The organism is Weizmannia sp. WK01 (assembly GCF_025905465.1).
Lineage (GTDB): Bacteria > Bacillota > Bacilli > Bacillales > Bacillaceae_C > Weizmannia > Weizmannia faecalis.
The window spans coordinates 2,953,180-2,977,248 of the sequence record NZ_CP109616.1; the positions used below are offsets into that span (position 1 = coordinate 2,953,180).

A 24,069-nucleotide genomic window follows, 5' to 3' on the forward strand; every position below is an offset into this window, starting at 1 on the left:
ACGAAGAAATTTGTCCGCCTTTCTTCACTTAGAACGCTTCGATTTTTTATTAAGATGTCACGGTAATTTTCCGCTTTTTTAATATGCGCATAAAAGCAATGATCCAAATTAGCAATTTTTGTGTTTATCATTTAAAACGGCATTCAGTTCACCGCCAAAAATGAGGATGATGCCGCTAATATAAAACCAAAGCATCATGATGATCATCCCGCCGAGGCTGCCGTATGTGGCATTATAATTTCCAAAATGGCTGACATAAAACGATAAGGCGAGTGACGCCACAATCCAGCCGACTGTTGCAAAAATGGCTCCGGGGACAACCGTCAGGCAGCCAAATTTTTCATTCGGCGCAAAAAAGTATAACAAGGAAAACACGATAAACAGCAGTACCGGCGTAAGCGCCCATCTTAAAATATTGATCAAATTTTTCAAATCATTCGGCAGCCCGAAGTAAGAAAACACATAATGGATGAGCTGCTGGCCGAACACAGGAATTAAAATAACGGCTATAAACACGATGATCATCCCAAGTGTCAGCATCACCGACATGAGCCGTTGCATGACAGGCGGGCGTGATTCCTCTACTTTATAAGCCCTGTTTAATGCTTTAATGACCGCGTTCATTCCGTTTGAAGCGGACCACAAAGTCGCGATCATCCCGAAAGAAAGCAGGCCGCCGTGCCGATTGATCAGCACTTCTTTCAAGGTGGTTTCGATCAGCTTGAACGACTGGCTTGGCGCAAAATGCCGAACCATATTTAATACATCATCCGTTTTAATCGGCAAATAAGGAAGCAAGGTAAACAAAAAGATCAATAGTGGAAATAGAGATAAAAGAAAAAAGTAAGATAACTGCGCAGCCATCCCGGTAATATCGTTCCGTTTTGAGTTCTCAAACAAAGCCGCAATGGTTGAACGCTTTTTTTCTGCCTGGAGTGCAATTTTATCCAATTTTATCACCCTCTGTCCGTTCGGTTTACCATTATATTTCCCTCTCCGTTTCGTATGAAACGTTTCCGGATCGGTAGTCATGCGGTATAATAAAACAAGAAAAACACGAAAAGGGTGAAAACGTTGGATCTTTCGGAAAAATCAGCGCAAAATATGGCCTATATGGTACAGGCAATCACAGCGAAATTAAAAATGGTCAATACGGCGGCACTGCAGTCGTCCCAGTTTAGCATTGACCGTTATGACGATTTGTTTGACTTATACGAAATGGTAATGAAAAAAAATACATTCAGCCCGAATGAAATGCAAGCCATTGTGGAAGAGCTCGGAAGCCTGAAAAAAGATTGATGCCGGCTGGTTTTAGAATGCAAAAAATTGGGAGCCTTTATTGTCTCCCTGATTTTGGGATCGAAGCATGGGAAGCCTTTGAAGGTTTCAGAATGTAAAAAAGCTGGGAGTTTTATTGCCTCCCAGCTTTTTTAAGTTTCCGGAATAGAAACCCGGATCCGTGTTTCAGTGCAGCATTAATCTTCCTGATCGGTAATGATCACAATGCCGTCTTTTGTAATCGCAATGGTGTGTTCATACTGGGCGGAAAGGGATCCGTCCATGGTTCGGGCTGTCCAGCCGTTGTCATCCATCTTCGTTTCATAGCTGCCGATATTCACCATCGGCTCGATCGTGATGACCATCCCTTCTTTGATGCGCGGTCCTTTATGCGGCAGCCCGTAGTGCGGCACTTCCGGTTTTTCGTGGATCGTCGGGCCGATGCCATGGCCGATAAAATTGCGGACAACCGAGAACCCCTGTGCTTCCACATACGTCTGAATGGCGTGGCCGATGTCACCGATCCGGTTGCCCGGTTTGGCCTGTTCAATTCCTTTATAAAGCGCTTCTTTTGTAACATCAAGCAGTTTTTGCGTCTGCTCACTTACTTTTCCGACCGGATAACTCCAGGCGGAATCAGCCAGCGCGCCGTTCAGGTTGACGACCATATCAATCGTGACGATATCTCCTTCCTTTAACGGCGTTTTCCGCGGAAACCCGTGGCAAATTTCATCATTGATGCTTGCACATGTCGCATACTGATAGCCTTGGTACCCCTTTTGTTCAGGGGTTGCCCCGTGCTCCCTTAAATAACGGTCAACAAATTCCTCAATTTCCCATGTTGTGATCCCCGGCTTGATCATTTTTGCAATTTTTTTATGCGTATCAGCAAGCAGTTTGCCTGCTTTTTTCATCATGTCAATTTCTCTTTGCGATTTCAGTGTAATCATCTTCTACTTCCTTTCATTATGGCAACATTATTCTATGTAAAAGTTCATTTTCTGTTTCCCCGCTCCATTTATCATATCCCTAATTTGCATTGTGCGCAAAGTAAAAAAACTGCTGCCCGGAAAGAGGCAGCAGTTTTTACATACAAGCTCATCCGTTCAGGAGTTTCAGCGATTCCCTGTTAAATGCAGGGATGTCATCCGGCGTACGGCTTGTGACAAGTTGGTTTTGGCATACGACAACTTCTTCGTCGCGGAAGTTCGCACCGGCATATTCCATGTCAACACGGATCGATTTGTAACCTGTAGCAGACCGGCCTTCTAATGCTTTTGCTGTAATCAAAAGCTGCGGGCCGTGGCAGATTGCAAACACCGGTTTTTTCGAATCCATAAACTGTTTTACAAATTGGACAAAGCGATCGTCGGCGCGGAGTTGGTCCGGAGAAAAGCCACCCGGAATCAGAAGGGCATCAAAATCACCCACGCTGACATCATCGATGCCTTTGTCAATATGGATTTCGGTGCCGTGTTTCCCTTTTACCGTTTTTCCGGCTTCCATTTCAATATTGACAATTTCATGGCCGGCTTCCTTATATGCTTTCACCGGTTCGGTGTACTCTGAATCTTCCACTTCATTGGTGACAAGTACAGCGATCTTTTTAGCCAATCGAACCATCTCCTTTTCTAATCTTTGGGACGTTTATATTTTACCTCGTTTGTGCGGTTTTAAACAAACAGTTTGCTTCACGGAACGATGGGGCGATTGGAAATACGGATCCGGGCGCTCTTTTTGCGTGGTTTTACCAGTCGCTTCCTTCCTCATTTTTCGGGAGAATGAGTACTTCCACCCGCCGGTTTTTTGCCCGGCCATCCGGCGTATCATTCGATGCAATCGGATGGTATTCCCCATATCCTTTTGCCGAAAAATATTTCGGATTTAAATTTTTGTTTTCTAAAATGATCTTTAAAAAATTGGTTGCGCGCATCACGCTTAAGTCCCAGTTTGATTGAAAGACGGAGTTGTGGATCGGCACATTATCCGTATGGCCGCTCACGATAATGCTTCTTGGCGGATCCATTACGAGCAAATTGGAAAGGGCTTTGGCTGTTTTGATATCTTCTTTCCGGACCTCCGCTTTTCCCGAATCAAACAGGACATTGTCTCGGATCGTAATCAAAAGCCCTTCGCCTGTCAAAGACGTTTCAAACTTTCCTTCCAATTTATTGTGCGCTATGTACGTGTTGATTTTTTGCTGGGTTTCTTTTAATTGGGCGTCCCCTTGCCCATTTGATGCATTTGTTGTGCTGTTGCTTTTTGAACCATTTGTTGTGCTGTCCCCATTCTTTTGTGCATCATTTTTCTTTTGCTCGATAAATTTTTCTGTGTCGGATGTGCCGTTATCATCTCCGGATGTCTGCTTCGTATAATCGAAAAAACTCGTCCCGCCAACAAACACCCCGTTTAAGACTTTAGAAAATCTTTGAAACTTCTGGGCATCGATGGAACTCATTGCAAACAGAACGATAAACAGTGCAAGAAGCAATGTCAAAAGGTCGGAATAAGGCAGGAGCCATGCCTCGCTGTTTTCCTCTTCTTCTTGTTTTTTCTTCCTCTTTTTACTCATTTGTTGCCACGCTGCCTTCTGTAATCTCTTCCATCAGTTGTATGCGTTCTTCATTTGGCAAATAAGACGCCAGTTTCTGTTCGATCACGCGCGGGGATTCTCCTGCCAGAATGGAGAGAATCCCTTCCAGCATCATTTCCTTGTTTTTTGCTTCGTTTTTGGACTTCCGTTTTAATTTATTGGCAAACGGATGCCACAATACGTAGCCGGTAAAAATTCCGAGCAGTGTGGCCACGAATGCGGCTGAAATGGCATGCCCGAGCACTTCTGTGTCCGACATATTTCCGAGGGCAGCGATCAGCCCCAATACAGCACCGAGCACCCCGAGTGTCGGGGCATACGTGCCTGCCTGTGAAAAAATGGCAGCCCCCATCTGATGCCTTTCTTCCATTGCTTCAATTTCTTCGCTCAGCACATCGCGGATATATTCGGCGCTCTGCCCGTCAATCGCAAGGCTCAGGCCGTTTTTCAAAAAAGCGTCATCGACTTCATCCAGCCTTGCTTCAAGCGCCAGCAGCCCTTCTCTCCGAGCAGTCTGGGCCCAGTCGGAAAAAAAGCGGATCATTTCTTCCGTGCTCATCAGTTTTTGTTCCGTAAAAATAATCTTCAACAGTTTCGGAACTTTTTTCAATTCACTCATTGGGAAACCGATAATGACGGTCGCAGCCGTTCCCGCCAGTATAATCAAAAGGGCAGCCGGGTTGACGAGGACAGCCGGGCTTACCCCTTTTAACACCATGCCGGTACCAATTGCCACAACACCCAGAATTACGCCGATAATTGATGATTTATCCATTTTTTTCACCTGAATATCATAATGTCTTCTTTCATTATATCGGATGGATGGCGGCAATTTATAGTAAAAAAAGCGGGAAAAATGATGCGGTTTTTAAACGCCCTTGTAAATGGGACAGCTGATTTCAGTTCCCTAGTCTTTAGTAAGCGATTACAATTCAACAGCACCCTGTACCATATCCGGGACGCCGCCCATTTTCTAACGGGCTGCCTGAAACGGAACCGCTTCACTTCCGGTCGTGTTCGCGGCGTCCCTTAATCAAACAGCTTTTTTTCAATTTTATCCTGATAATTTTTAAAAATAGCGCTGTTTGTTTTGATCCGTTTTTTGGAGAGCATTTGGTTATACGCCAGCAGTTTCTCGCTCAGTTTCTTTTGTAATCCTTCTTTTTCCATTTCATTTTCAGATTGTTTGATTAAATCTTCAATGGAAAGCAGTTCTTTCTTTAAATTGGCTTCTTCCGGGGAAAAACCGGCATTCTGTAAAATCCGGTAAGCCATCCGCAAATCTTCCGGCACGCCGGAAAGCGGGTCTTTCGGAAGTGGCTTTCCGTACCCCGGCAGATTTTCAAATTGCCCTTCTTCATACGCTTTCCGGATTTTATCTTCCGTCATTCTCATGAAATCCACAGGTCGGCACCCCTTTCGCTTTTTTACTATTATACCGTATTCGGGTACATATTTCCTTTTGTTTAAGGGACGCTATAGGCAGGAAGGGGGAACGATGATGGGACGCGGAGAAATGTTCGACCATAAAAGAAAAGGTCATCCGGGTCGTTTTCCGAAAGACCAGATGACCGATGAAAAGCAGCACAAAGACAGCAACTATGACGAAGAGCAAATGATCCCGCACGAAGCGTTTAAAAACCGTATGCACAACCCATAATAACAGGCGCCGCAACGTATGCGGCGCCTTTCGATTATGCCCGTCCTTCGAGGTATTCTTTTAACACCACCGCCTGGTTGTGCTTTTCGTCTTTTGCCGCGTAGAGCAATGTCACCGTTCCAGCCTTTCCCCATTCGATCAGCCGGTCCAGTTCCGTTCTGTCTTCCAGCCGGTCCAGCTCTTCCTTATAAAGCGCAGCAAATTCAGCAAAAAGCGCAGGATTATGATTGAATTTTTTCCTGAGGGAACTCGTTGGTGCAACTGTCTTCATCCAGGCATCGAGTGCCGCTTTTTCTTTTGATATGCCGCGCGGCCAGAGCCGGTCGACCAGCACGCGTCTGCCATCCTCGCCAGGTTCTTCATAAATTCGTTTTATCCGGTACATTTGGCAAGCCCCCTTTCAATCCTTGCCCAGTCCTTAACTTTCTTCATTGTTTTCCCCGCTTTTTCTGGTATCATAGGATTGATACCAATTCTGGACAGATGAGGAAATATTTATGAGAATACGTGATTGGGATCAAAATTTAAAAGTCCGTCTGCTTGGGGAATCATTGATGAATATCACCTTTTGGATGTTTTTCCCCTTTCTGACCATTTATTTCACCGAGGCGTTCGGGGCCGGGCTTGCGGGTGTCCTGTTGATTGTCTCACAAGTTTTTTCCGTCATTGCCAATTTACTCGGAGGATACTACGCCGACCGCTTCGGCAGAAAGAAAATGATGGTGGTGGCTTCAATCGGGCAGGGCGTGTCTTTTTTCATTTTCGGATTTGCCAACTCGCCATGGTTTCATTCCGCCGTGACAGCTTTTATTTGCTTTACGGCTGCCGGCGTTTTCGGTTCTTTTTATTATCCGGCAAGCCAGGCAATGATTGCCGATGTTGTCGATGAGAAAAACCGCAGCCATGTGTTTGCCGTTTTTTACACCTCCATGAATATCTCCGTCGTTATCGGCCCGGTAATTGGCGGGATATTTTTTGCGGATTATCGTTTTGAACTGCTTGTTTTTGCTGCTATTGCCTGTTTTCTGCTTGGCGTTTTGCTCGTCAAATATACGCGGGAAACAGCACCGGTTTGGGCAGGCGGGCAACATCGCGTCCGTAAAAAATGGTACAGTACGCTGATTGAACAGGCAAAGAGCTACCATGTGATTGTCAAAGATAAAATATTTATGTTGTTTATTTTTGCCGGAATCCTGATTTCCCAAACGTATATGCAGCTTGATTTAATTTTGCCGGTATTCACGAAGCAGGCCATTCCTGAAACAGATTTGCTCCATCTGCTTCACTTTACCGGCGAGCAGCTGTACGGTTTTATTTTATCCGAAAACGGGCTAATTGTCGCGCTTTTTTCAGTAGCGGCGACGAAATGGGTAACAAGGTACCGGGAACGGAATGTGTTTGTCCTTTCCTCCCTCCTGTATGCCATTTCGATTTATTTGTTTGGCGTCTGGATTTCAAGCATTGGCTTTATTTTCTCGATGCTGTTGTTCTCGCTTGGCGAACTGATTGTAACCGGGATCCAGCAAGACTTTGTGTCGAAGCTTTCCCCGCCTGAGATGCGCGCGCAATATTTTGCCGCTGCCAGCTTGCGCAATACAATCGGGCGCACAATTGCCCCTGTTTCCATCCCGCTTGCCGGCTGGATCGGCTATAAAGGAACGTTTTCCATCCTGGCCGTGCTTGCGGTCATGAGCGCGGGGATGTATGTGCTGATGTTTCGCCAGTATGAAAAGAAACGCCTGTCTGCTTGAAAAAACGAGCACGATCCATGCACAATATGCTAAAAAGTCTGTCTGTTTAAACGGGCAGACTTTTTTTCATGAACAGCGGCATTTTGAACCATACTAGTTTTAGAAAAGTTTGCGGACTTTTTCCCGGTGGTAAATAGACTCTAACACGATTGAACCCATCTTTTTTAAAGAAAGAAGTGGTGAGTATGCTGACTAAAGAACAACTGGCGCATTTCCGTTCCATTTTAACCGCGCAGCTGAAAGAATTTGAAGCGGAATTCGGGAAAAATGACCATTTCCAAACGGAAACGGCACACCCTTACGATTCCGTTGGGGAACTGTCCAGTTACGATAATCATCCCGCCGATACCGGTACCGAACTGTTCGAGCGGGAAAAAGATATTGCTTTAAATGACCACGCTGAATATGAAGTGGAAAAAATCAAAGCGGCCCTCAAAGCCATTGAGGACGGCACTTACGGAAGATGCAAAGAATGCGGCAAAGAGATCCCGCTTGAGCGGCTTGAAACGCTTCCTTCCACGCTGTACTGCAAAGAGCACACCCCGGATCGGACCATTCCAAAGCACCGCCCGGTTGAAGAAAACGTGCTGAATCCGCCGTGGGGAAAATTCGTTTTTGATAATGGAAAAGATGAATCGGTCGCTTTTGACGCGGAAGACTCCTGGCAGGCTGTCGCAAAATGGGGCACATCCGAGTCCCCTTCCGATTTTGAAACCCCACCAGACAGTTACAATGATATGTATACGGAATCAGATGACCATGACGGCTATGTGGAAGATTTTGAAAACTTTTCCGGCAATGACATCAACGGAAAAAACGTGGAAATCTATCCAAATGAGGAATACAAAGAATATGAAGAAGAATTGGATGAAACCCATACGATGACGCCGTTCGGGGATCTGCCCCGCAACGAAAAAGATCCTTATGTGGAAGACGAGAAAAAAAAGAAATAAGCAAGCAAAAATCAGGTTGAAGTGCCGGACCTGATTTTTCTTTTGAAAAAATTCCGGATGAAAGCCTTTTTTCTATACATTTTTGTTCGTATATGCCAACTGATTTTGCTATAATTTTCTATATGGTAAAAGGAAATTTAGATCGCGTTTGACAGCGCCGACATAATGGAGTGAGACTTTTGGAAGACAGACCGAAAAGATACATGCGGGAAACCCGTACAGTAAGAACCAGTTATGTTTTTCCCCCGGACACAAACCATCTTGGCACACTGTTCGGAGGAAAACTGATGGCGTATATTGATGATACTGCATCGATCGCCGCGGCCAAATTGGCAAGATGCACCGTTGTCACGGCTTCGACTGACTCTGTTGATTTTATCGCACCGATCCGCGTCGGAAACGTCGTTACGGTAGAAGCCATGGTCAGCCGGACAGGGCGGACATCAATGGAAATATTTGTAAAGGTCACCGCGGAAGATTTGAAAACAGAAGAGACAAAAATTGCCGCCATTTCTTTTTTGACCTTTGTCGCACTGGATGAGGATGGAAAACCTACACCGGTGCCGGAAATTATCCCGGAAACCGACGAGGAACGATGGTTAAACCAAACAGCCATCCAGCGTGCCGAACAGCGGGTGCTGCGGAAACAACAAAGTGAAGAATTGGCGCGCTATTTGTCCAAAATGCCGCTGTAATGCTTCTGTAGAAAAAATTCCTTTTGAAACAAAAGGAATTTTTTCCTATCCTCCATTGTGAACAAAATTACAAAAAGATTAAATTTGGGGTGCCGGCTATAGCTGTTTTTCGCATATTTTATGGACTTGCCGCGATCATATTTTTGTAACATAAGAGAATGGAAGAAAATGTAACCTTTCAGAACGAAGAAAAAAAGCTATACTAAATGGGAGAGACTACAGTTAATCCGTGCGAAAAGATGATAAAGGTTAGGTGACATGCATGTTTTCAGGGAATGAAATTGGGATCGATCTAGGAACTGCAAATGTTTTAGTATATTCGAAAAAAGAAGGCGTTATTTTAGACGAGCCGTCCGTTGTGGCGATTGATCATTCGACAAGGCAGGTGCTCGCTTTCGGGCAGGAAGCCAAAGCGATGATCGGAAAAACACCTGAAAAAATTACTGTCATCCGCCCTTTAAAAGGCGGGGTGATCGCTGATTTCGATATGACAACAGAAATGCTAAAGCAAATTATGAAAAAAATCAATCAGCAAAGCGGCATCTCGATCCGCAAACCGAACGTCGTAGTATGTGTCCCGTCAGGCGCAACATCGGTTGAACGGCGGGCCATTGAAGATGTCGTCAAAAACAGCGGAGCAAAAACCGTCCATTTGATTGAAGAACCGGTTGCTGCCGCCATTGGTGCCGATCTTCCCGTAGACGAGCCGATCGCCAATGTGATTGTCGATATCGGCGGCGGCACTACGGAAGTCGCCATTATTTCCTTCGGCGGCGTCGTGACGTATAACACGATCCGCATCGGCGGCGATAAAATGGACGATGATATTATGCAGCATGTCAGAAAAACGTATAATCTGCTGATCGGCGAACGGACAGCGGAAAAAATTAAAATGGAGATCGGGCATGCCCTTGTCGACCATCCGGAACAAACGATGGATATTCGCGGGCGCGATCTCGTGGCAGGACTGCCGCGAACCATTACATTAAGTTCATTGGAAATTCAGGCTTCGCTCCGTGATTCCCTGCTCCAAATTTTGGAAACGGTCCGTGCCACGCTGGAAGACTGCCCGGCAGAGTTAAGCGGCGATATTGTGGACCGCGGGATTGTTTTAACAGGGGGAGGCGCCCTCCTTCAAGGCATGCAGGAGTGGCTGAGCAATGAAATTTCCGTGCCTGTCCATCTCGCGCCAAACCCGCTGCAATCTGTGGTAGTCGGCGCGGGCCGCTCCCTCCAGTTCATCCATAAAATGACTGCAGGGGCAGGAAAATAACCGGACACATTTAATTTTTAAAAGAAACGGCGTGCTTTTGCCTTTTGATTTGGCAAAAACACGCCGTTTTTTTCACCCTTTTGTGCTTTGTTCCAAGGCTTCCGGTTCTGGTTCCGCTGTTTGTTGCGGCTTAATCCCGGAAAGGCCTTCCAGCATTTCCCGGACATCAATGCCGCTTGAAGCTTTCAACGTTTCCTGTAAGGTCGACATCAAATCGGTTGCATAGCCGGTGATTTTATTCGCACCGCCGTTTGCGCCGCTTCCTGTATCAACAACGGTGATTTGGTCAATATTGGAAAGCGGGCCTGCTACTTGTTTCGCATACTCAGGCAACACTTTCAAAATCATATCGAGCACAGCCGCCTGGCCGAATTGTTCGTATGCTTCCGCAATTTTTCGTTTTGTTTCCGCTTCGGCCAGCCCTTTGAGGCGGATGACTTCGGCTTCCGACTCCCCTTGGGCGCGCTGGGCATCGGCTTTAGCCGTCCCATCAATGCGGACGCGTTCCCCTTCTGCCTTCGCCATCGCTTCCACCCGGTATTTGTGGGCGTCGGCTTCCGCCATTTGTTTCGTTTTTTCTGCAACTGCAGCCTGTTCAACCGAATAACGATCTGCATCCGCTTTTTTCTTGACTTCGGAGTCGTATTGCCGTTCGCGCCGCAAAATTTCTTTTTCTTCGAGCTCGATTTGTTTTTGCCGCTCGATGATTTTGATTTCCATTTCCTGTGCGGTGACATCCTGTTTCGACCGGGCCGTTTCCAAATCGTACGCCTGGTCGGCTTTTGCCCTTGCGATGTCCTGTTCGCGGCGGAACTCGGCAATTTTCAACTGGTTGAACTTCTCCGCTTCCGCAATTTCAGTTGCCCGCTCCAGTTCTGCGCGTTTTGCTTCTTTTAATGCTTCCGCTTTCCGGATTCTCGTTTCTTTTTCGGCTTCTGCCGTGGCAATATCCGCATCGCGCTTGACCTGGGCAATCCGCGGTTTGCCAAGCGCATCAAGGTAGCCGTTTTTATCCTTCACTTCTTTAATCGTGAACGACACGATGATAAGCCCCATTTTTGCCAAATCCTGTGAGGCAACACGCTGGACTTCCTGTGAAAACTTATCACGGTTTTTATAAATTTCTTCAACCGTCATCGAACCGAGAATTGAGCGCAAATGGCCTTCCAAAACTTCCCGCGCTTCATTTTCGCGGTCTTCTTTTGATTTCCCGAGAAATTGTTCGGCAGCTGTGGCAATTTCACCGATCGACCCGCCGATTTTAATAATGGCAATTCCATCTGCCATCACCGGGACACCTTGTTCGGTGTAGACTTCCGGGGTGGTCACTTCCAGCTTGCTCGATAATAAGCTGAGCGGTTTTGCCTGCTGGAATACCGGGAACACAAATGTACCGCCGCCACGAATGATTTTAATTTTATTTCCAGCTTCGTCGACATGGACATTTTTACCGCCAAGAAAACTCCCTGTCACGATTAACGCTTCATCCGGCCCTGCAGTTCGGTATTTTGAAATAAAGACGCCGATAAGGGCAAGCACCAAAAATACAACAACACCGATGACAATCCAAATTCCGCTCGCAAACATGCGGATCCCTCCTTATCATTGACTAAAATTTTCAATTTTCAAACGATAATTCTCATAAGGTACAACATATAACACGCCTTTTTTCACTTCAATCACCAATACCTGCGTCCCTTCTTTAATTTCCTCGTCCTGTATGCTGGCTGCCGGCTTGGAGATGGTTCCTGTTTTGCTGTCAATCACCACTTCACCAAAACCGGCTTTCGGAATCGAAAGAATCGTTTTCCCAACCCTCCCTTTCAGCGAATCTTCCGTGTAAACAAGCGATTCTTCAGCCGAAGACAGCGGAACAAGTACAAACACATTGAGCAGAATATCAAGAATCACCGCGATCACGGCGGAAACGACCATAATCAGCACGTGGGAAAGCGGTGTCACTTTTTCCAAAATATACCCGCCTGCCGAGAAAAAAGTAAAAAATGCCAAAATCAAAGCTGGATGGATAAAATTGATGGCGTCTGCCATTCCTCCAAGCAAGTCATTGAACAAAAGGTAAAGCACCGTCAGGCATCCCGCAATGATCAGTACAGCCAAATACGCCGTCTCTATCGGCACGCCGAACACTTCCATAAACATCACACCCCTTCCTTGATTGGGATTTTCTTTCAGATGACGCCGGCTATGATTGCTTACTCATCATTACGTTTAAAAATGGTTTAAGTTTCGTGAAAGAGGAAATTTTTTTAAACTGTGGATTTGTCGTTGCGGGCTGGCGGCATTAAGTTTTATACCAAGCCGCGCACCAATTCGCAAGATGATTATGTTTTACAGCAGGCAAAAACGTGGTAAAAATTTTTTCATTCATTTCGTCAAGACCAGGCGGTAGGAAACAAAGCACCAACATTTTCCATTTGATAACGTTACAAAAAGCCTGCTTCCCCATGAGAGCAGGCTAACTTTTTACCTTAGCGCATTTTCCAGATCTTCCAACAAATCTTCGACGTCTTCAATGCCGACTGAGATGCGGATAAGCCCGTCTTCGATGCCAAGTTCGAGACGGCGTTCACGCGGAATGGATGCATGCGTCATAAGCGGCGGGAGCGAGATCAGGCTTTCCACCGCACCGAGGCTTTCCGCCAACGTAAAGTAACGCGTTTTTTTCAATATTTCAAGGGCTTTTTCCTGGGATGACACTGTAAAAGAGGCCATGCCGCCGAATCCGCCGGCCTGGGAACTGTGCACTTTATGCCCGGGATGATGGATAAGCCCCGGGTAATATACCTTTTCAACGGCAGGATGTGCAGAAAGAAAATCAACAATTTGCTTTGTGTTGGATTCAATTTCTTCCATGCGTATGCCGAGTGTTTTAATACCGCGGATCAACAGCCAGCTGTCCTGCGGCCCGAGAATGCCGCCGGTTGAGTTTTGGATAAAATGCAAGTCTTCTGCAAGCGCTTCGTTTCGTACGACAACAAGGCCTGCGACCACATCACTGTGCCCGCCGAGATACTTCGTCGCGCTGTGCACGACGATATCCGCACCTAAAGTGAGTGGATTTTGCCAATACGGGGTGCTGAATGTGTTGTCCACGATAAATGTTAAGCCGTTTTCACGGGCTACACCGGCAATGGCCCGCAAGTCTGTTATTTTTAATAGCGGGTTCGTCGGCGTTTCCACGTAGATGGCTTTTGTATTCGGGCGGATCGAGGCACGGACCGCATCCAGATCGCTCGTGTCCACAAAAGTGACGTCGATATGGAAACGGTTCATCACTTTTGTTAAAACGCGAAAAGTACCGCCGTATACATCATCGGTTGCCAAAATATGGTCGCCGGCCGAAAACAGCTGGATCACCGCTGTAATCGCGGCCATTCCGGATGCGAATGCAAAACCGTGTGTACCTTCTTCAATATCCGCAATCAGTTTTTCCAAAGCTTCACGCGTCGGATTGCCGGTGCGTGCGTATTCGTATTTAAAATGGCCGACGCCATCCTGCTTGAATGTGCTCGCATGATGGACGGGCACCGAAACTGCGCCTGTATATGGATCACGGCTAATGCCGGCATGAATGAATTTTGTTTTTTTACGCATGACAAACTCCTTCTCATCAAGAATAAATGCTGCGGCTGAGATACCGTTCGCTGCTGTCCGGAAAAATGGTGACAATATGCGTGCCCGGTTTTGCCTGCTTTGCTTCGCGCAGGCTCGCCTCCAAAGCAGCACCTGAGGAACTGCCGATCAAAAGGCCTTCAAGCCGGGCTGCTTCCGCAAGCCGTTTAAAAGCTGTATCGTCGGGAATCGTATGGATGGCATCAAAAAATGTACGGTCCATAAATGGCGGTAAAAATTCCATGCCGATCCCTTCCGTACGGTGGCTGCGCGGCTCGCCCCCGTTTAAAATCGAGCCTTCTGGTTCCACGATGGCTGCCTTCAAGCCCGGATTTTTCTCTTTTAAATAGCGGGCAGTCCCCATAAACGTGCCCCCGGAACCGGCACCTGCGACAAAAACATCGATATGGCCATCAAGTGCTTCCCAAATTTCAGGCCCAAGCGTCTTATAATACGTTTCCGGGTTGGACGGATTTTCAAACTGTCCCGGGAAATACGCATTTGGTGTTTCAGCGACTAGTTTTTTTGCTTTCGCAATTGCGCCTTCCATACCAAGTTCGGTCGGCGTGTTCACGACTTCAGCCCCGAGCGCCCGCATCAGCGTCTGTTTCTCCACGCTGAATTTTTCCGGCACAACAAAAACAGCATGCACGCCGTAACGAATCGCAGCAAGCGCAAGCCCGATGCCCGTGTTGCCGGCCGTCGGTTCTATGATCGTCCCACCGCGCTTCAGCTTACCTTCCCGAAACGCGCGCTCTACTAGATAAGCGCCGAGTCGGTCTTTTATGCTGCCGCCTGGGTTAAAGTATTCCAGCTTTGCAAACAGCCGGACGCCTTTTGGCAAATCAAATGCGGTTAATTCAACCAATGGCGTGTTGCCAATCAGTTCGTGTACGCTTTTCGCATACTTCATTTCACTCGTCTCCTGTTATCAGGCAAATACTTGCGTCCACTCATCGCGTTTTGCCAGCATTTTCCGGGCAATTTCCTTTGCGCCTTCCAAAGAATGGCTTGCCGCCCAGCCGCACTGTGTTTCATTGCAGGCCGGTACTTCTGTGGCATGCAATACATCGTTTAACGTTTTTTCAATGATGTCAAGCACCTCGCCATCATCATCCAAATTGATAACGGAAAAATAAAAACCGGTCTGGCAACCCATTGGGCTGATGTCGACAATTTTATCCGTGTAATTGCGGGCGAATTCCGCCATCATATGCTCGAGCGAGTGGAGCCCCGGCATATCCATATGTTCCTTGTTCGGCTGGCAGAAACGGATATCGTATTTGCGGATCACATCGCCGTGAATCCCTTCTTTTACTCCTGCAAGGCGAACATATGGCGCTTTGACTTTTGTATGGTCCAAATTAAAGCTTTCTACGTTCATTTTTTTCATCTCTGTCATGATGATCATGCTCCTTTCATTTTTGCATCCATTAGCCACACAAACCGGTTCATCTTCCGGAAAGAGACATCAAAACCATTTTCCTCAAAGATGGAAGATAAAGCGGGAATGGTGGTGTAATATTCCGTTTCAAGATCTTCCGCAAGCCGGCAGAATCCCCTTGCTTTGGCTTCCTTGATCATCTCCTGTTTTGCTTCTTCCGTCTCAAAAACCGTATCGGCGAACACGATTTTGCCGCCCGCCTTTAACCGGGTGTGGAAAAGGGATATGGCAGCCCTTTTTTCTTCGTCTGTTAAATGGTGGAACGCATACGTGCTGGCAAATGTATCCGCCTTTTCCTGCACATGAAAATTCAAAAAATCCCCGTCTATTATTTTAACATCCGGATGCTTTTTTTGAGCGATTTTTCTCATATTAGCAGAAGGTTCTATCCCGATTATCTTTAGCCCTTTCTCCAAAAGCTTGCCCGTCAAATTGCCTGTTCCCGGGCCGAATTCAACAACAAAACCGGTTGCCCGGTCTCTGACGGCATCCAAAATTTTATCGTATTGATAGAATACTTCTTCGTATTCGGCATCATTACCGGTAACGGTTTGATCATAGGAGCGGGACCATTCATCAAACAGCGCGTCAAACTCCCTTCCCAATCAAATCCCCCATTTCCCATAAAATAACTCTGAATTAAATGTAACACGCCCCTGGTTTTTTCGCAAACCATAAGGTGAAGGATTTACTCCCATTTTTAACGTGTATACTTTTATTTCCGGCCATTGTATTTTAAAATATGCTTAAAGGAGTGAGATGTGATGACATTGTTAGATGAAGTACTTGCATTTAACCAGGAATTTGTGGAGAAAAAAGCTTACGAGCCTTACCTGACTTCCAAATTCCCCGACAAGCGGATGGTGATTTTCACATGCATGGACACAAGGATCATTGAATTGTTACATAAAGCAATGAATATTAAAAACGGGGACGCAAAAATCGTAAAAAATGCAGGCGCCATTTTAACGAGCCCGTTCGACAGCACGATGCGGAGCCTGCTTGTTGCCATCTATCAGCTGAAGGCGGATGAAGTGTTTGTGATCGGCCATTATGACTGCGGCATGACCGGGTTAAAAGGCGAAACCGTGCTTGAGAATATGAAAAAACGCGGGGTTGACGAAAATGCGATTGAAACACTCGTTCATGCGGGAATCGACCTTGACGAATGGCTGAGCGGTTTCGACAAGGTCGAAAGCAGCGTAAAAAAGAGTGTCGGCATCATTAAAAACCACCCGCTGATGGATAAAAAAGTGCCGATCCATGGGCTTGTCATTGACCCGGAAACCGGGAAACTTGATCTGATCGTAAACGGCTACGAAAATTAATCCCGGGCGCCAAATCCATGGCGGAGACCTTGACGGGGTTTTCTTCATTTTTTAATCGAAACTTCATGAAATGATGATGTTGCTTTCATTGTTTTTTAGGGTAACCGGTTTACAATTAATCATGTAGCGAGGACAGCAGAGCAGTAAGCATGCTGGACAAATACCCACTGTTTTATCCCCTTTTTAAGCCGGCCTGTGTGCCGGTTTTTTTGTGAGCAGAAATTTAAGGGAATTTTAAAATGGCGTTAGGCTAATAAAATGAGCGTAAGTTTTTACATGAAGACCAAGGATCAGTTTGGTTTGCTGATGATGACGGTTTGCAGCGGAAACGGTGTAATCCACGTTTCGTTCATTTTATATAATAGGGTATATAAGCTGCTGAAAGACGGGGAGATTAGGGAAACAGGAGGAAGGTGTTTCAGACAAAAAACGGGTAAAGGCCGCTTGTACGGCTACTTTACCCGTAATCTTTCCCCCACACGGATGGTATAATCATCATCTAGATTATTCCATTTCTTTATTTCTTTGATGGTCGAACCGTATTCTTTGCTTAAAGCGTAAACGGTATCCCCCTTAACGACTTTATGATACGTTGCACCGCTTTTCTTTTTGAGCTCGAAAGCTTTTGCCAGCCCGTTGACATGCCCCTGTGCCACGTCTTCAATCCAGCTGCTTTTCTTCATTTTTTTCGCATCACTTGCTGTGTCAATAAAGCCGTTTTCGGTAAGAAGTGCTGGCATGATCGATTCCCTGAGCACATGAAAATCGGCCGTTTTTCTGCCCCTGTCTTTTAAATCATTCAGCTTCACCACTTCCTGGTGGATGGTTTTCTGGTAGGTTGCCGTAGCAGAGCCTGATTTTGGATAAATATAGCTTTCAAAACCCGTTCCATTTCCTGAATTGATATGAATGGAAAGAAAAAAAGTGGCGCCCCAGCTGTTGGCGGCATCCGTCCGCTCTTCCAAAGAAACAAATTTGTCCGTCGTCCGCGACATTTTTACTGAAGCATTTTGGTAATGGTTTGTTAAAATGTCCTGAATCTGTTTGGCAATCTCCAAAGTGATGTCTTTTTCTTCCAGCCCGTTTCCCTCAGCGCCCGGGTCTTTTCCACCATGTCCCGGATCAAGAAACAGTTTAAACAAATACTTCACCCCTTTTCAATCATGCTCAATTTCCACATATCTTTTTTAAAGTTAAATGGTTACTTTCCTGTCATGTTTTTTTGCACAAATGGAAACCATCCTTTTTGCCGGCAGCCGGAATGGCAAGCGGCCGGCAAAATTTTACCGGGCATCCGGCAAGTTGAGGCGACAGGGGCAGATTGCAAATACAGGTCAATACTTCGGTAGAAAAACCTTTATCTCACGCAGAGAACCAAATCTCTATCCTATCGTATGTAAAGCATGTGCCATTTGTGACAGGTTGTCCGCCTGTTTTGGTCCGTAAGCGTTTTAAGGAAGAATTTGGATATTGGGAAATAGAATTGTTTCTTTAAGTGTTTTGGCAGTTGAAGCGGGAAGAACCATGTTTTTTCGGAAAAGCGTATGTGTAAAATATTTTACTCGAAGGATCAGGCGAGTGAAAAAAATGGGAAGGCACTCTATCATCTAAATGTACACTTTGAGATAAACATCTAGAGAGCGGTCTACAGGGGTATTGACACAAAACGACAGATTCACTATAATATTTAAGGTGACATCGAACGGATATTAGCAATTTACGGCTCCGTAGCTCAGTGGATAGAGCGTCGGTTTCCTAAACCGTGCGTCAGAGGTTCGAGTCCTCTCGGGGCCGCTTAACAGCAACGCCCGCAGACCTTTAATAGCAAGGGTTTGCGGGCGTTTTGCATTTCTTCTGTGCAAAATCCGTGCAAAATTATTTTGTTTCTGCAAAAGTGAGTGCCTTAACATTTGCGGGTGCGGGAGAATTCTTTCGGCGAAAAAATCTTTAAAAAATCCCATTATTTCCGTTTCCTTCTTATTTGTCAGAGAATCAGCCCATTTTCACTAAAATTCTAGTCGAACTTAGCTAAGCATGATCCAGATTCAGCGCCGTGATAAACATTTCGAAGAGAAATTGTGTGAAGAGAGCCAGCTGTATTGTGTAGAAAAAAGAGCAGGCCGAAACCTGCTCTTGCAGGCGTTCTTCTAAAAAAGATTTAACAAAAATAGGGGGGTATTTTTTGTTGTTAAACTTAAACACTTAATCGAAAACCTTTTTACGCCTGCATAACAAATTATAAGAAAATTGATTTATTTTGTCTAGATCTCCCATTTTTTTGGGAGACTTTTATTTTGTCAAATTTACAGCCCCCGTAAATTCGGGGGCTTTGAACTTTGCAGCAGACTCTAGGATGTAAAAGTATTTTACCCGGACTTCGATCATTTTACACACAATTTTTTACCTACGTAGGATTTGCTGTATAAGCAAAATCCCCAAATTTGGCATGGATGCTGACCGCTTTGGCAAAAATTTTTACAACAACTCCAGGGAAAAGCTAGCACTCGAAAACCGACTCAACGTATTAAGAAGACAAAATTACACATTTTCGCAAATGGATTCTTCTATACTTTGAGACAGGGCTTGCTGACAAATTGGGTACAAACTCAAAATCGGATTCGTTCAGCAAGCCCTCATGACTTCGCCTTTTAAAAAAAGTGCATAACGGAGGAAAATGGCGAGTTCAATGAATCAGCCCAAGCCGCATTGCTTTTACAGCGGCTTCCGTCCGGTTTCTAGCGTGAAGCCGCTTCATCAGGCTTGAGACATAATCCCGGACCGTATACTCGCTCAAATGCAGCATTTCCGCTGCTTCCGTCGTCGAGGCCCCGTCCGCCAAGAGCTGCAAAATATGGATTTCCCGGGCGGACAGCTGGACGAGTTCCGGCTGCTTTTCGTCCCACTGGTTCGCTTTTAAAAACTTGGCCAGCAGTTCACCTGCGCTCTGACCGAATTTCAACAGCGCCGTAAATGTGCTACTGTCCACTTCAAAAAACTTCCCCGGCCCCTGGTCCAAAATGGCACCGCCAATTAACACCCCTTCTGACGGCACATAAATCGGGGCAACCACGACCGATTCCAGCTCAAACTCCTTCACATACTGCATCGGAAACTCTTCTGACGCTTTTGGGATATACAGCGGCTGGAAATGCTGTACCATATTTACCTGCTGCCCTTTCCCCAGCAATATTTTGGAAATGGAAGGAAAACGGTCGATCGTCTCCTTTATATTCCGGATTGCCGTATTGTTAAAATGGTAGCCGAACAGGCCGAATCCCGCGGCATCGCTCTGCGAATAACGGAACAGGGCACAGCGCTCAAACGGCAAATATTGTGCGTAACCAAAAGCGATGTTTTGGATCGCTTCATTTAAATCCTGGGAGCGCATAATCCATTCGTTAAATAAAATGACTGCATCTTTCCACTGGTCGCCCGCATATACTTTTCCGTTTCGTTCCTCCTCCATCTGCAACAAATGCATCGCATAGGTTAAAAACGGGATTGTGGCCGAAACATCCTGGTCGCTCATACAAAAAATCAACGTCTCGTTTTTCCACGGAACCGGAAACACATCCCGCCTTTCATCCGGTTTCCGGCGCGGCGTCCGCTTCAGCAGCGCTTCCGACAGCCAAAACCATGAAGGATCCGTCCGTTCAAACAGCCCGCTGTCAATCGCGTTCTCCTCCATCCCGATCACTTTCTTCAGCCGGTACCCCCCATCCACATGGCTGACCCTTGCAATCCACTCGATCCGGAGCTGCTCGGATTTGGTTAGCTGCTCACAAAATGAATCCATTTGAAAAGTTTCCTGTTTGGAAATGAGCAGCATTTCTTCGCAGATTTTCGAAAACAGGTACTGGACGGAAGGATGTAAATGAAAAGACCGGGTCGTGCTTTCCTTTATGGCTTTATGAACAGAGTTTTCAATCAGTGTTAAAATAAAGATGAGAACATGCGGTTCCGGCGGGCGGTGGAATTCCTTCACCCATTGCGACCGGATATCGTCAATCAGCGTCTCAACCGATTGCTGGCCGGAACGGAAAAAGGCGACAAAACAATTGAAAGCGAATTCAAAAGCATCCGCACTGCCTTTATGTGTTTCTCTCAAATACTGCAAAATTCCCGTACATTCCGCAATAATTTGCTGCTGGTGCGAGCGCAAAAGGTCCACTCCATGTTTCATGACCATGTCCATATGCGCATTTAACGACAGCGACACCTTTCTCCCTCCTTTGTCTAACCCCTTACCGGTCTTTTTTCCTATAATATTATCATAATCATGCCTGGTTGGCGCGCAAAAAAACATACCGGCTTTCCGACACGATATTTGTAGGCCATAAGCCATTGAATTCCCTACAATAATAGGAATATATTTTTTTGTCCAAAATGAATAAAATAAAGAAAAATGTAAGCGATATCATTTGGAAAGGAGGGGATTTTTCACCTAAATATTTTAGCGTACCATCTTTTTTAAATGATCAAGTTTTAAAGGGGAGGATTGTTACATGAACGAAGGGGCATTAGTCTTACAAGGACAAGGGAGAACTTCAAAAAAATGGTTTTTTACCGCTCTGCTTTCAGGCCTTATTTTTTTGGGGGGACTTTTAGCTGTACTCGGCATTAACGGGGTTGCCGTTGCAGCAACTGTCGGCGGCATCGGCAAATTCAATGTTTCATTCAAACAAATGCAAGGTACCGGGTTTAAATTATACGGGAGTTTATACGGGGATCCATCCAAAGGGGAGGACCATGTCAAACCGGTCTTTGTCAATGAAATTGATAAAGTGACGATCCAGGACTTGGTTATTTCAAAAGATGTTAAGATTCCGGTTCTTGGCGATTACCAGGTGAAAATTACGGCGGGCGACGGAAACACACCTGTACACCTTAATGGGCTGATTCAAAAAGCTGCGCTTGTCCAGGGGGATGCAGTCTTCACCAATATGAATATTTCAGAAAATTATGTCACTGCCGATGACCCTCAAGCTGCTTCCAAGGCTTTTACACAAGGGGCAGATACTTTAACGATCAAAAACGGCAGCCTGGATACACATTACCTATTCCAAAAAGTCGCAAATCTTCCGAACCTAAAAGTGCAGTTTGTCAAAAAATAGGCTTTTCTTCAAGGAGTGATCATAATGGGCAAGTTCCATATGTTCCGCATGAAATTTAGAAACTGGAGAAGAAGCCGGCCATTCTGGGGGGCAACGTTTACGTTGCTCTCCGGGATGATCATTTTATATGTGCCGGTTCAACTTCTTGAAATTGCAGCTGCGCCCGGAAGCATGGTGTCGATCGGCCTCATTTTCGGTGGCTTGATTTTTCTGATCGGCGGAATGGGTTATTTTTTTCCGAAATTTAATATGGTGTTCGGCATTTTGGCCATTTTTCTGTCTGTTCTTTCCATCATGGGGGCGATGGGCGGATTTTTCATTGGAACCCTGCTCGGTATAATCGGCGGGTCTTTATCTGTTTCATGGCGGGTAATCAGGCAGGAGGAAGTGCCGGCTGGTGTGGGCCCGATGGAAGAAATTGCCGCAGGGAGTGCAGAAGAAAGATAAAGACTATACACAGAAATGGTGAGGCAAGTGAAGAAAACAAAATCTTTCCTATTGACAGCCGCATTTATTGCATTTAATTTTTGCTTTTTTACAAACATTTCAGTGGCTGAATCCCCCGTAACAGACGGCTTCATCATTGAAGCAGACCGCGTGGAAGGCGCGATGCTTCCGCCCGGGATTACAGCAGGCGATACAGCGACAAAACAAAATCAGGTCATGCTCCGCCTGCAGTATGCGGATGTCACCATTTACGGCCTGAAAATCACAAAAGTGCTGCAAACGCCTGAGGGACCGGTGACGATCCATATGAATGCCCCCGGCCCGATTCAATTGAAAAATATGCGGGTCGATGCCACAAAGGTGAACTTTGGCGGCATTTACGTTCCGGAAAAAGCCAGACAGATCGGCATGAAAAACGTCCGCCTTGTTGCCCATCAACAGCTTGCTGACAATGCCGATCTGCCGGGTCTTAACCTATCGATGGAAACCGGCGCAGCCGATATTGACACTTCCGGTTCAGATGAGGAAACATTGCGAAAGCAGGCTGATCAGCTGACACAACTGCTGCAGGGCGGCACTCCTGAAAAAAACAAAGAAGAAAAAAACGACAAGTCTGATACGGCTGATAAAGCGAAGGATGGCACGCAGGATAAAGCGAAAACAGAAAAACAGGATACAGAAAAACATAACGATGCGAAAACGGATGGCAAGGTTACGGATCAAAATAAAAATAAGGAATCAGAAAACACAGATGATACAAAATTGGACAACACTGGCACAGAACCTGCTTCCGGTCAGGAAACGGAAAAGAATCGCACCACTACAAAGACTGCTCAGGATCAGGGCAGCACAGATCAAAATGTTCAACAAAAAGAAGGCAGCAGCGCCGGAAATTAGGGGCGCACTGCCTTCTTTCCCATTATTGGAATAATCCCCGGATCGCGTCAAAGATGTTTTGGAAAAAGTCTTTTACGCTTTGCCAAAAATCTTTGTCTCCGGCCGCTTTGTTGATCTTATCGCTCAGTTTGTCGGACAAGGAACTCAATTCGCTTTTGACCGAACCAAAATTGATGTTGAGCTTACGCATCTGGTCGAATAAATCATACAGCAGCTGGCGGTCGGAATCGCTCAAATTGATGTTTAAATCCTTCAATTTATCATCAACGATTTTTTCAATATCTTCTTTTGTTGCCGGATGCTGGTTTGCAATTTCCTGCTTAATTTCCGTAAGAAGCTGGGTCACTTGATCATTGCTTAACCCTTCCTTTTTCGCCAGATCCGTTGCAACACTCAGTTCCTGGCTGGCCACTTCCGTCCGGTCTGAATTAAGTTTATCCCCGGATTTATCCGAATTGTCGTAAGCTTTATAAATACCGACAAGCGCTGAATGTCCGGTTACTTTGAGCGGGGAAGCCACTTCCACTTCCGCATTTTTAATTCCAGCAGTGAGCAGCGCATTTTTATACATATCTGCCGTTACTTCTGTAATATTTTCCGGTGTTACAATATTCACCTGGATACCGCCGGAATCCGTTCTTGTAATTTTTGCGGATGAATACATATTCGAATTGCGGTTGCCATCAGGGATGTAATGGACAAGATCATCGCCGGTTACGGTAATCTCTTCGACATTGTTTGCATCGTCCACGCCAAGTTCCTTTTCCACCTCTGCTTTTTGCGAGGCAGAAAGAGCCGCGCCTGTCGCAACGATCGGTTTCCCGTATTTTTCATCGATCACTGTACTGTTATCGCCGGACGCTTTTGCCACGCCGTTCATGGTGAACCCAAGCGCAATCATAGCGATGAACCAGATCCATCCCAATCTTTTTAGCATTCTTTTTTTCCTCCCTTTTTGAAATGTTGCGGGCTTGCCGCGCTGCCATTTCAAAAGCCTACAAAC

Annotated in this window: 26 protein-coding genes and 1 tRNA gene; 11 read left to right on the plus strand and 16 right to left on the minus strand. The window is 45.9% G+C overall.

Annotated elements, in window-relative coordinates; genetic code table 11:
- Positions 1 to 108: 108 nt before the first annotated feature.
- On the minus strand, positions 109 to 951 hold the full coding sequence (locus OF158_RS14150; RefSeq protein WP_035183734.1) for a YihY/virulence factor BrkB family protein: 843 nt from the start codon (positions 949 to 951) through the stop codon (positions 109 to 111).
- Positions 952 to 1,074: 123 nt separating this feature from the next.
- Here OF158_RS14150 and OF158_RS14155 point away from each other — a divergent pair, with 123 nt between their 5' ends.
- Positions 1,075 to 1,299, plus strand: coding sequence for a DUF1128 domain-containing protein (locus OF158_RS14155; RefSeq protein WP_035183725.1), 225 nt, complete (start codon positions 1,075 to 1,077; stop codon positions 1,297 to 1,299).
- A gap of 176 nt (positions 1,300 to 1,475) precedes the next feature.
- On the opposite strand, the gene map is transcribed toward OF158_RS14155, so the two are convergent.
- The 5 genes from map to OF158_RS14180 all read right to left on the minus strand — a co-directional run bounded on the left by map (position 1,476) and on the right by OF158_RS14180 (position 5,275).
- Positions 1,476 to 2,228 (minus strand): type I methionyl aminopeptidase, encoded by a 753-nt coding sequence (map, locus tag OF158_RS14160; protein WP_035183718.1) that lies wholly within the window; start codon positions 2,226 to 2,228, stop codon positions 1,476 to 1,478.
- 148 nt (positions 2,229 to 2,376) lie between these two features.
- Positions 2,377 to 2,892: a type 1 glutamine amidotransferase domain-containing protein gene (locus tag OF158_RS14165; protein ID WP_014097235.1), complete on the minus strand. Its 516-nt coding sequence runs from the start codon at positions 2,890 to 2,892 to the stop codon at positions 2,377 to 2,379.
- Positions 2,893 to 3,025: 133 nt separating this feature from the next.
- On the minus strand, positions 3,026 to 3,850 hold the full coding sequence (gene motB / locus OF158_RS14170) for a flagellar motor protein MotB (protein ID WP_035183717.1): 825 nt from the start codon (positions 3,848 to 3,850) through the stop codon (positions 3,026 to 3,028).
- Positions 3,843 to 4,646: a flagellar motor stator protein MotA gene (gene motA, locus OF158_RS14175; protein WP_017551469.1), complete on the minus strand. Its 804-nt coding sequence runs from the start codon at positions 4,644 to 4,646 to the stop codon at positions 3,843 to 3,845. Before motA ends, motB begins: the two co-directional genes overlap by 8 nt.
- A gap of 254 nt (positions 4,647 to 4,900) precedes the next feature.
- Positions 4,901 to 5,275, minus strand: a complete 375-nt coding sequence (locus OF158_RS14180; RefSeq protein WP_035183716.1) for a DnaJ family domain-containing protein — start codon at positions 5,273 to 5,275, stop codon at positions 4,901 to 4,903.
- A gap of 97 nt (positions 5,276 to 5,372) precedes the next feature.
- Between OF158_RS14180 and OF158_RS14185 the strand changes: the two genes are divergently transcribed.
- Positions 5,373 to 5,531 (plus strand): hypothetical protein, encoded by a 159-nt coding sequence (locus OF158_RS14185; RefSeq protein ID WP_014097231.1) that lies wholly within the window; start codon positions 5,373 to 5,375, stop codon positions 5,529 to 5,531.
- Between the two features lie 34 nt (positions 5,532 to 5,565).
- Here OF158_RS14185 and OF158_RS14190 read toward each other — a convergent pair whose 3' ends face one another.
- Positions 5,566 to 5,916 (minus strand): DUF488 domain-containing protein, encoded by a 351-nt coding sequence (locus OF158_RS14190; RefSeq protein WP_026684483.1) that lies wholly within the window; start codon positions 5,914 to 5,916, stop codon positions 5,566 to 5,568.
- A gap of 112 nt (positions 5,917 to 6,028) precedes the next feature.
- On the opposite strand from OF158_RS14190, the gene OF158_RS14195 reads away from it, so the two are divergent.
- From OF158_RS14195 to mreBH, 4 genes are all read left to right on the plus strand, one after another.
- A complete protein-coding gene (locus tag OF158_RS14195) occupies positions 6,029 to 7,282 on the plus strand; it encodes an MDR family MFS transporter (RefSeq protein ID WP_035183713.1) in 1,254 nt (417 codons plus the stop codon).
- Between the two features lie 185 nt (positions 7,283 to 7,467).
- Positions 7,468 to 8,235: a TraR/DksA C4-type zinc finger protein gene (locus OF158_RS14200; RefSeq protein WP_035183711.1), complete on the plus strand. Its 768-nt coding sequence runs from the start codon at positions 7,468 to 7,470 to the stop codon at positions 8,233 to 8,235.
- Between the two features lie 179 nt (positions 8,236 to 8,414).
- Complete coding sequence (locus OF158_RS14205; protein WP_017551466.1) at positions 8,415 to 8,930, plus strand: acyl-CoA thioesterase; 516 nt, start codon at positions 8,415 to 8,417, stop codon at positions 8,928 to 8,930.
- Positions 8,931 to 9,192: 262 nt separating this feature from the next.
- Entirely contained in the window at positions 9,193 to 10,203 is a 1,011-nt protein-coding gene (gene mreBH / locus OF158_RS14210; RefSeq protein WP_026684487.1) for a rod-share determining protein MreBH, read from the plus strand.
- A gap of 72 nt (positions 10,204 to 10,275) precedes the next feature.
- Here the strand turns inward: mreBH and OF158_RS14215 are convergent, their stop codons facing one another.
- From OF158_RS14215 to OF158_RS14240, 6 genes are all read right to left on the minus strand, one after another.
- Positions 10,276 to 11,790, minus strand: a complete 1,515-nt coding sequence (locus OF158_RS14215; RefSeq protein ID WP_035183710.1) for a flotillin lipid rafts scaffold protein FloT — start codon at positions 11,788 to 11,790, stop codon at positions 10,276 to 10,278.
- A gap of 15 nt (positions 11,791 to 11,805) precedes the next feature.
- Complete coding sequence (locus OF158_RS14220) at positions 11,806 to 12,363, minus strand: NfeD family membrane protein (protein WP_035183707.1); 558 nt, start codon at positions 12,361 to 12,363, stop codon at positions 11,806 to 11,808.
- 324 nt (positions 12,364 to 12,687) lie between these two features.
- Entirely contained in the window at positions 12,688 to 13,818 is a 1,131-nt protein-coding gene (locus tag OF158_RS14225; RefSeq protein ID WP_035183703.1) for a bifunctional cystathionine gamma-lyase/homocysteine desulfhydrase, read from the minus strand.
- A 16-nt stretch (positions 13,819 to 13,834) separates the two neighbouring features.
- Positions 13,835 to 14,749 (minus strand): PLP-dependent cysteine synthase family protein, encoded by a 915-nt coding sequence (locus OF158_RS14230; RefSeq protein ID WP_035183701.1) that lies wholly within the window; start codon positions 14,747 to 14,749, stop codon positions 13,835 to 13,837.
- Between the two features lie 18 nt (positions 14,750 to 14,767).
- The gene (locus OF158_RS14235) at positions 14,768 to 15,238 is read right to left on the minus strand and encodes an S-ribosylhomocysteine lyase (RefSeq protein WP_014097222.1); all 471 of its coding nucleotides are present in this window, start codon (positions 15,236 to 15,238) and stop codon (positions 14,768 to 14,770) included.
- A gap of 5 nt (positions 15,239 to 15,243) precedes the next feature.
- Positions 15,244 to 15,885, minus strand: a complete 642-nt coding sequence (locus OF158_RS14240) for a class I SAM-dependent DNA methyltransferase (RefSeq protein ID WP_014097221.1) — start codon at positions 15,883 to 15,885, stop codon at positions 15,244 to 15,246.
- Positions 15,886 to 16,044: 159 nt separating this feature from the next.
- Between OF158_RS14240 and OF158_RS14245 the strand changes: the two genes are divergently transcribed.
- Complete coding sequence (locus OF158_RS14245; protein WP_035183696.1) at positions 16,045 to 16,608, plus strand: beta-class carbonic anhydrase; 564 nt, start codon at positions 16,045 to 16,047, stop codon at positions 16,606 to 16,608.
- A gap of 452 nt (positions 16,609 to 17,060) precedes the next feature.
- Here the strand turns inward: OF158_RS14245 and OF158_RS14250 are convergent, their stop codons facing one another.
- Complete coding sequence (locus OF158_RS14250) at positions 17,061 to 17,750, minus strand: N-acetylmuramoyl-L-alanine amidase (RefSeq protein ID WP_035183689.1); 690 nt, start codon at positions 17,748 to 17,750, stop codon at positions 17,061 to 17,063.
- Between the two features lie 579 nt (positions 17,751 to 18,329).
- On the opposite strand from OF158_RS14250, the gene OF158_RS14255 reads away from it, so the two are divergent.
- Positions 18,330 to 18,402, plus strand: a tRNA-Arg gene (locus OF158_RS14255).
- 889 nt (positions 18,403 to 19,291) lie between these two features.
- Here OF158_RS14255 and OF158_RS14260 read toward each other — a convergent pair.
- A complete protein-coding gene (locus tag OF158_RS14260) occupies positions 19,292 to 20,827 on the minus strand; it encodes a response regulator transcription factor (protein WP_014097217.1) in 1,536 nt (511 codons plus the stop codon).
- Positions 20,828 to 21,113: 286 nt separating this feature from the next.
- Here OF158_RS14260 and OF158_RS14265 point away from each other — a divergent pair, with 286 nt between their 5' ends.
- The 3 genes from OF158_RS14265 to OF158_RS14275 are packed head-to-tail and all read left to right on the plus strand — an operon-like array spanning position 21,114 to position 23,066.
- Entirely contained in the window at positions 21,114 to 21,722 is a 609-nt protein-coding gene (locus OF158_RS14265) for a DUF6230 family protein (protein WP_014097216.1), read from the plus strand.
- A 24-nt stretch (positions 21,723 to 21,746) separates the two neighbouring features.
- The gene (locus OF158_RS14270) at positions 21,747 to 22,169 is read left to right on the plus strand and encodes a DUF6114 domain-containing protein (RefSeq protein ID WP_017551460.1); all 423 of its coding nucleotides are present in this window, start codon (positions 21,747 to 21,749) and stop codon (positions 22,167 to 22,169) included.
- Positions 22,170 to 22,196: 27 nt separating this feature from the next.
- Positions 22,197 to 23,066 carry a hypothetical protein gene (locus tag OF158_RS14275; RefSeq protein ID WP_225620917.1) on the plus strand — a complete coding sequence of 290 codons (870 nt, stop codon included), beginning with the start codon at positions 22,197 to 22,199 and terminating at the stop codon, positions 23,064 to 23,066.
- Positions 23,067 to 23,088: 22 nt separating this feature from the next.
- Here the strand turns inward: OF158_RS14275 and OF158_RS14280 are convergent, their stop codons facing one another.
- The gene (locus tag OF158_RS14280; RefSeq protein ID WP_017551458.1) at positions 23,089 to 24,003 is read right to left on the minus strand and encodes a DUF1002 domain-containing protein; all 915 of its coding nucleotides are present in this window, start codon (positions 24,001 to 24,003) and stop codon (positions 23,089 to 23,091) included.
- Between the last annotated feature and the right edge of the window lie 66 nt (positions 24,004 to 24,069).

What these genes read in the sequence shown, in the direction of transcription:
- OF158_RS14245 (WP_035183696.1), top strand. Translation starts at nt 16,045, where the DNA reads ATGACATTGTTAGATGAAGTACTTGCATTTAACCAGGAATTTGTGGAG.
- mreBH (WP_026684487.1), top strand. Translation starts at nt 9,193, where the DNA reads ATGTTTTCAGGGAATGAAATTGGGATCGATCTAGGAACTGCAAATGTT.
- OF158_RS14230 (WP_035183701.1), bottom strand. Translation starts at nt 14,749, where the DNA reads ATGAAGTATGCGAAAAGCGTACACGAACTGATTGGCAACACGCCATTG.
- OF158_RS14190 (WP_026684483.1), bottom strand. Translation starts at nt 5,916, where the DNA reads ATGTACCGGATAAAACGAATTTATGAAGAACCTGGCGAGGATGGCAGA.
- OF158_RS14215 (WP_035183710.1), bottom strand. Translation starts at nt 11,790, where the DNA reads ATGTTTGCGAGCGGAATTTGGATTGTCATCGGTGTTGTTGTATTTTTG.
- OF158_RS14265 (WP_014097216.1), top strand. Translation starts at nt 21,114, where the DNA reads ATGAACGAAGGGGCATTAGTCTTACAAGGACAAGGGAGAACTTCAAAA.
- motA (WP_017551469.1), bottom strand. Translation starts at nt 4,646, where the DNA reads ATGGATAAATCATCAATTATCGGCGTAATTCTGGGTGTTGTGGCAATT.
- OF158_RS14185 (WP_014097231.1), top strand. Translation starts at nt 5,373, where the DNA reads ATGGGACGCGGAGAAATGTTCGACCATAAAAGAAAAGGTCATCCGGGT.
- OF158_RS14195 (WP_035183713.1), top strand. Translation starts at nt 6,029, where the DNA reads ATGAGAATACGTGATTGGGATCAAAATTTAAAAGTCCGTCTGCTTGGG.
- map (WP_035183718.1), bottom strand. Translation starts at nt 2,228, where the DNA reads ATGATTACACTGAAATCGCAAAGAGAAATTGACATGATGAAAAAAGCA.
- OF158_RS14280 (WP_017551458.1), bottom strand. Translation starts at nt 24,003, where the DNA reads ATGCTAAAAAGATTGGGATGGATCTGGTTCATCGCTATGATTGCGCTT.
- OF158_RS14270 (WP_017551460.1), top strand. Translation starts at nt 21,747, where the DNA reads ATGGGCAAGTTCCATATGTTCCGCATGAAATTTAGAAACTGGAGAAGA.
- OF158_RS14200 (WP_035183711.1), top strand. Translation starts at nt 7,468, where the DNA reads ATGCTGACTAAAGAACAACTGGCGCATTTCCGTTCCATTTTAACCGCG.
- OF158_RS14225 (WP_035183703.1), bottom strand. Translation starts at nt 13,818, where the DNA reads ATGCGTAAAAAAACAAAATTCATTCATGCCGGCATTAGCCGTGATCCA.
- motB (WP_035183717.1), bottom strand. Translation starts at nt 3,850, where the DNA reads ATGAGTAAAAAGAGGAAGAAAAAACAAGAAGAAGAGGAAAACAGCGAG.
- OF158_RS14220 (WP_035183707.1), bottom strand. Translation starts at nt 12,363, where the DNA reads ATGTTTATGGAAGTGTTCGGCGTGCCGATAGAGACGGCGTATTTGGCT.
- OF158_RS14235 (WP_014097222.1), bottom strand. Translation starts at nt 15,238, where the DNA reads ATGACAGAGATGAAAAAAATGAACGTAGAAAGCTTTAATTTGGACCAT.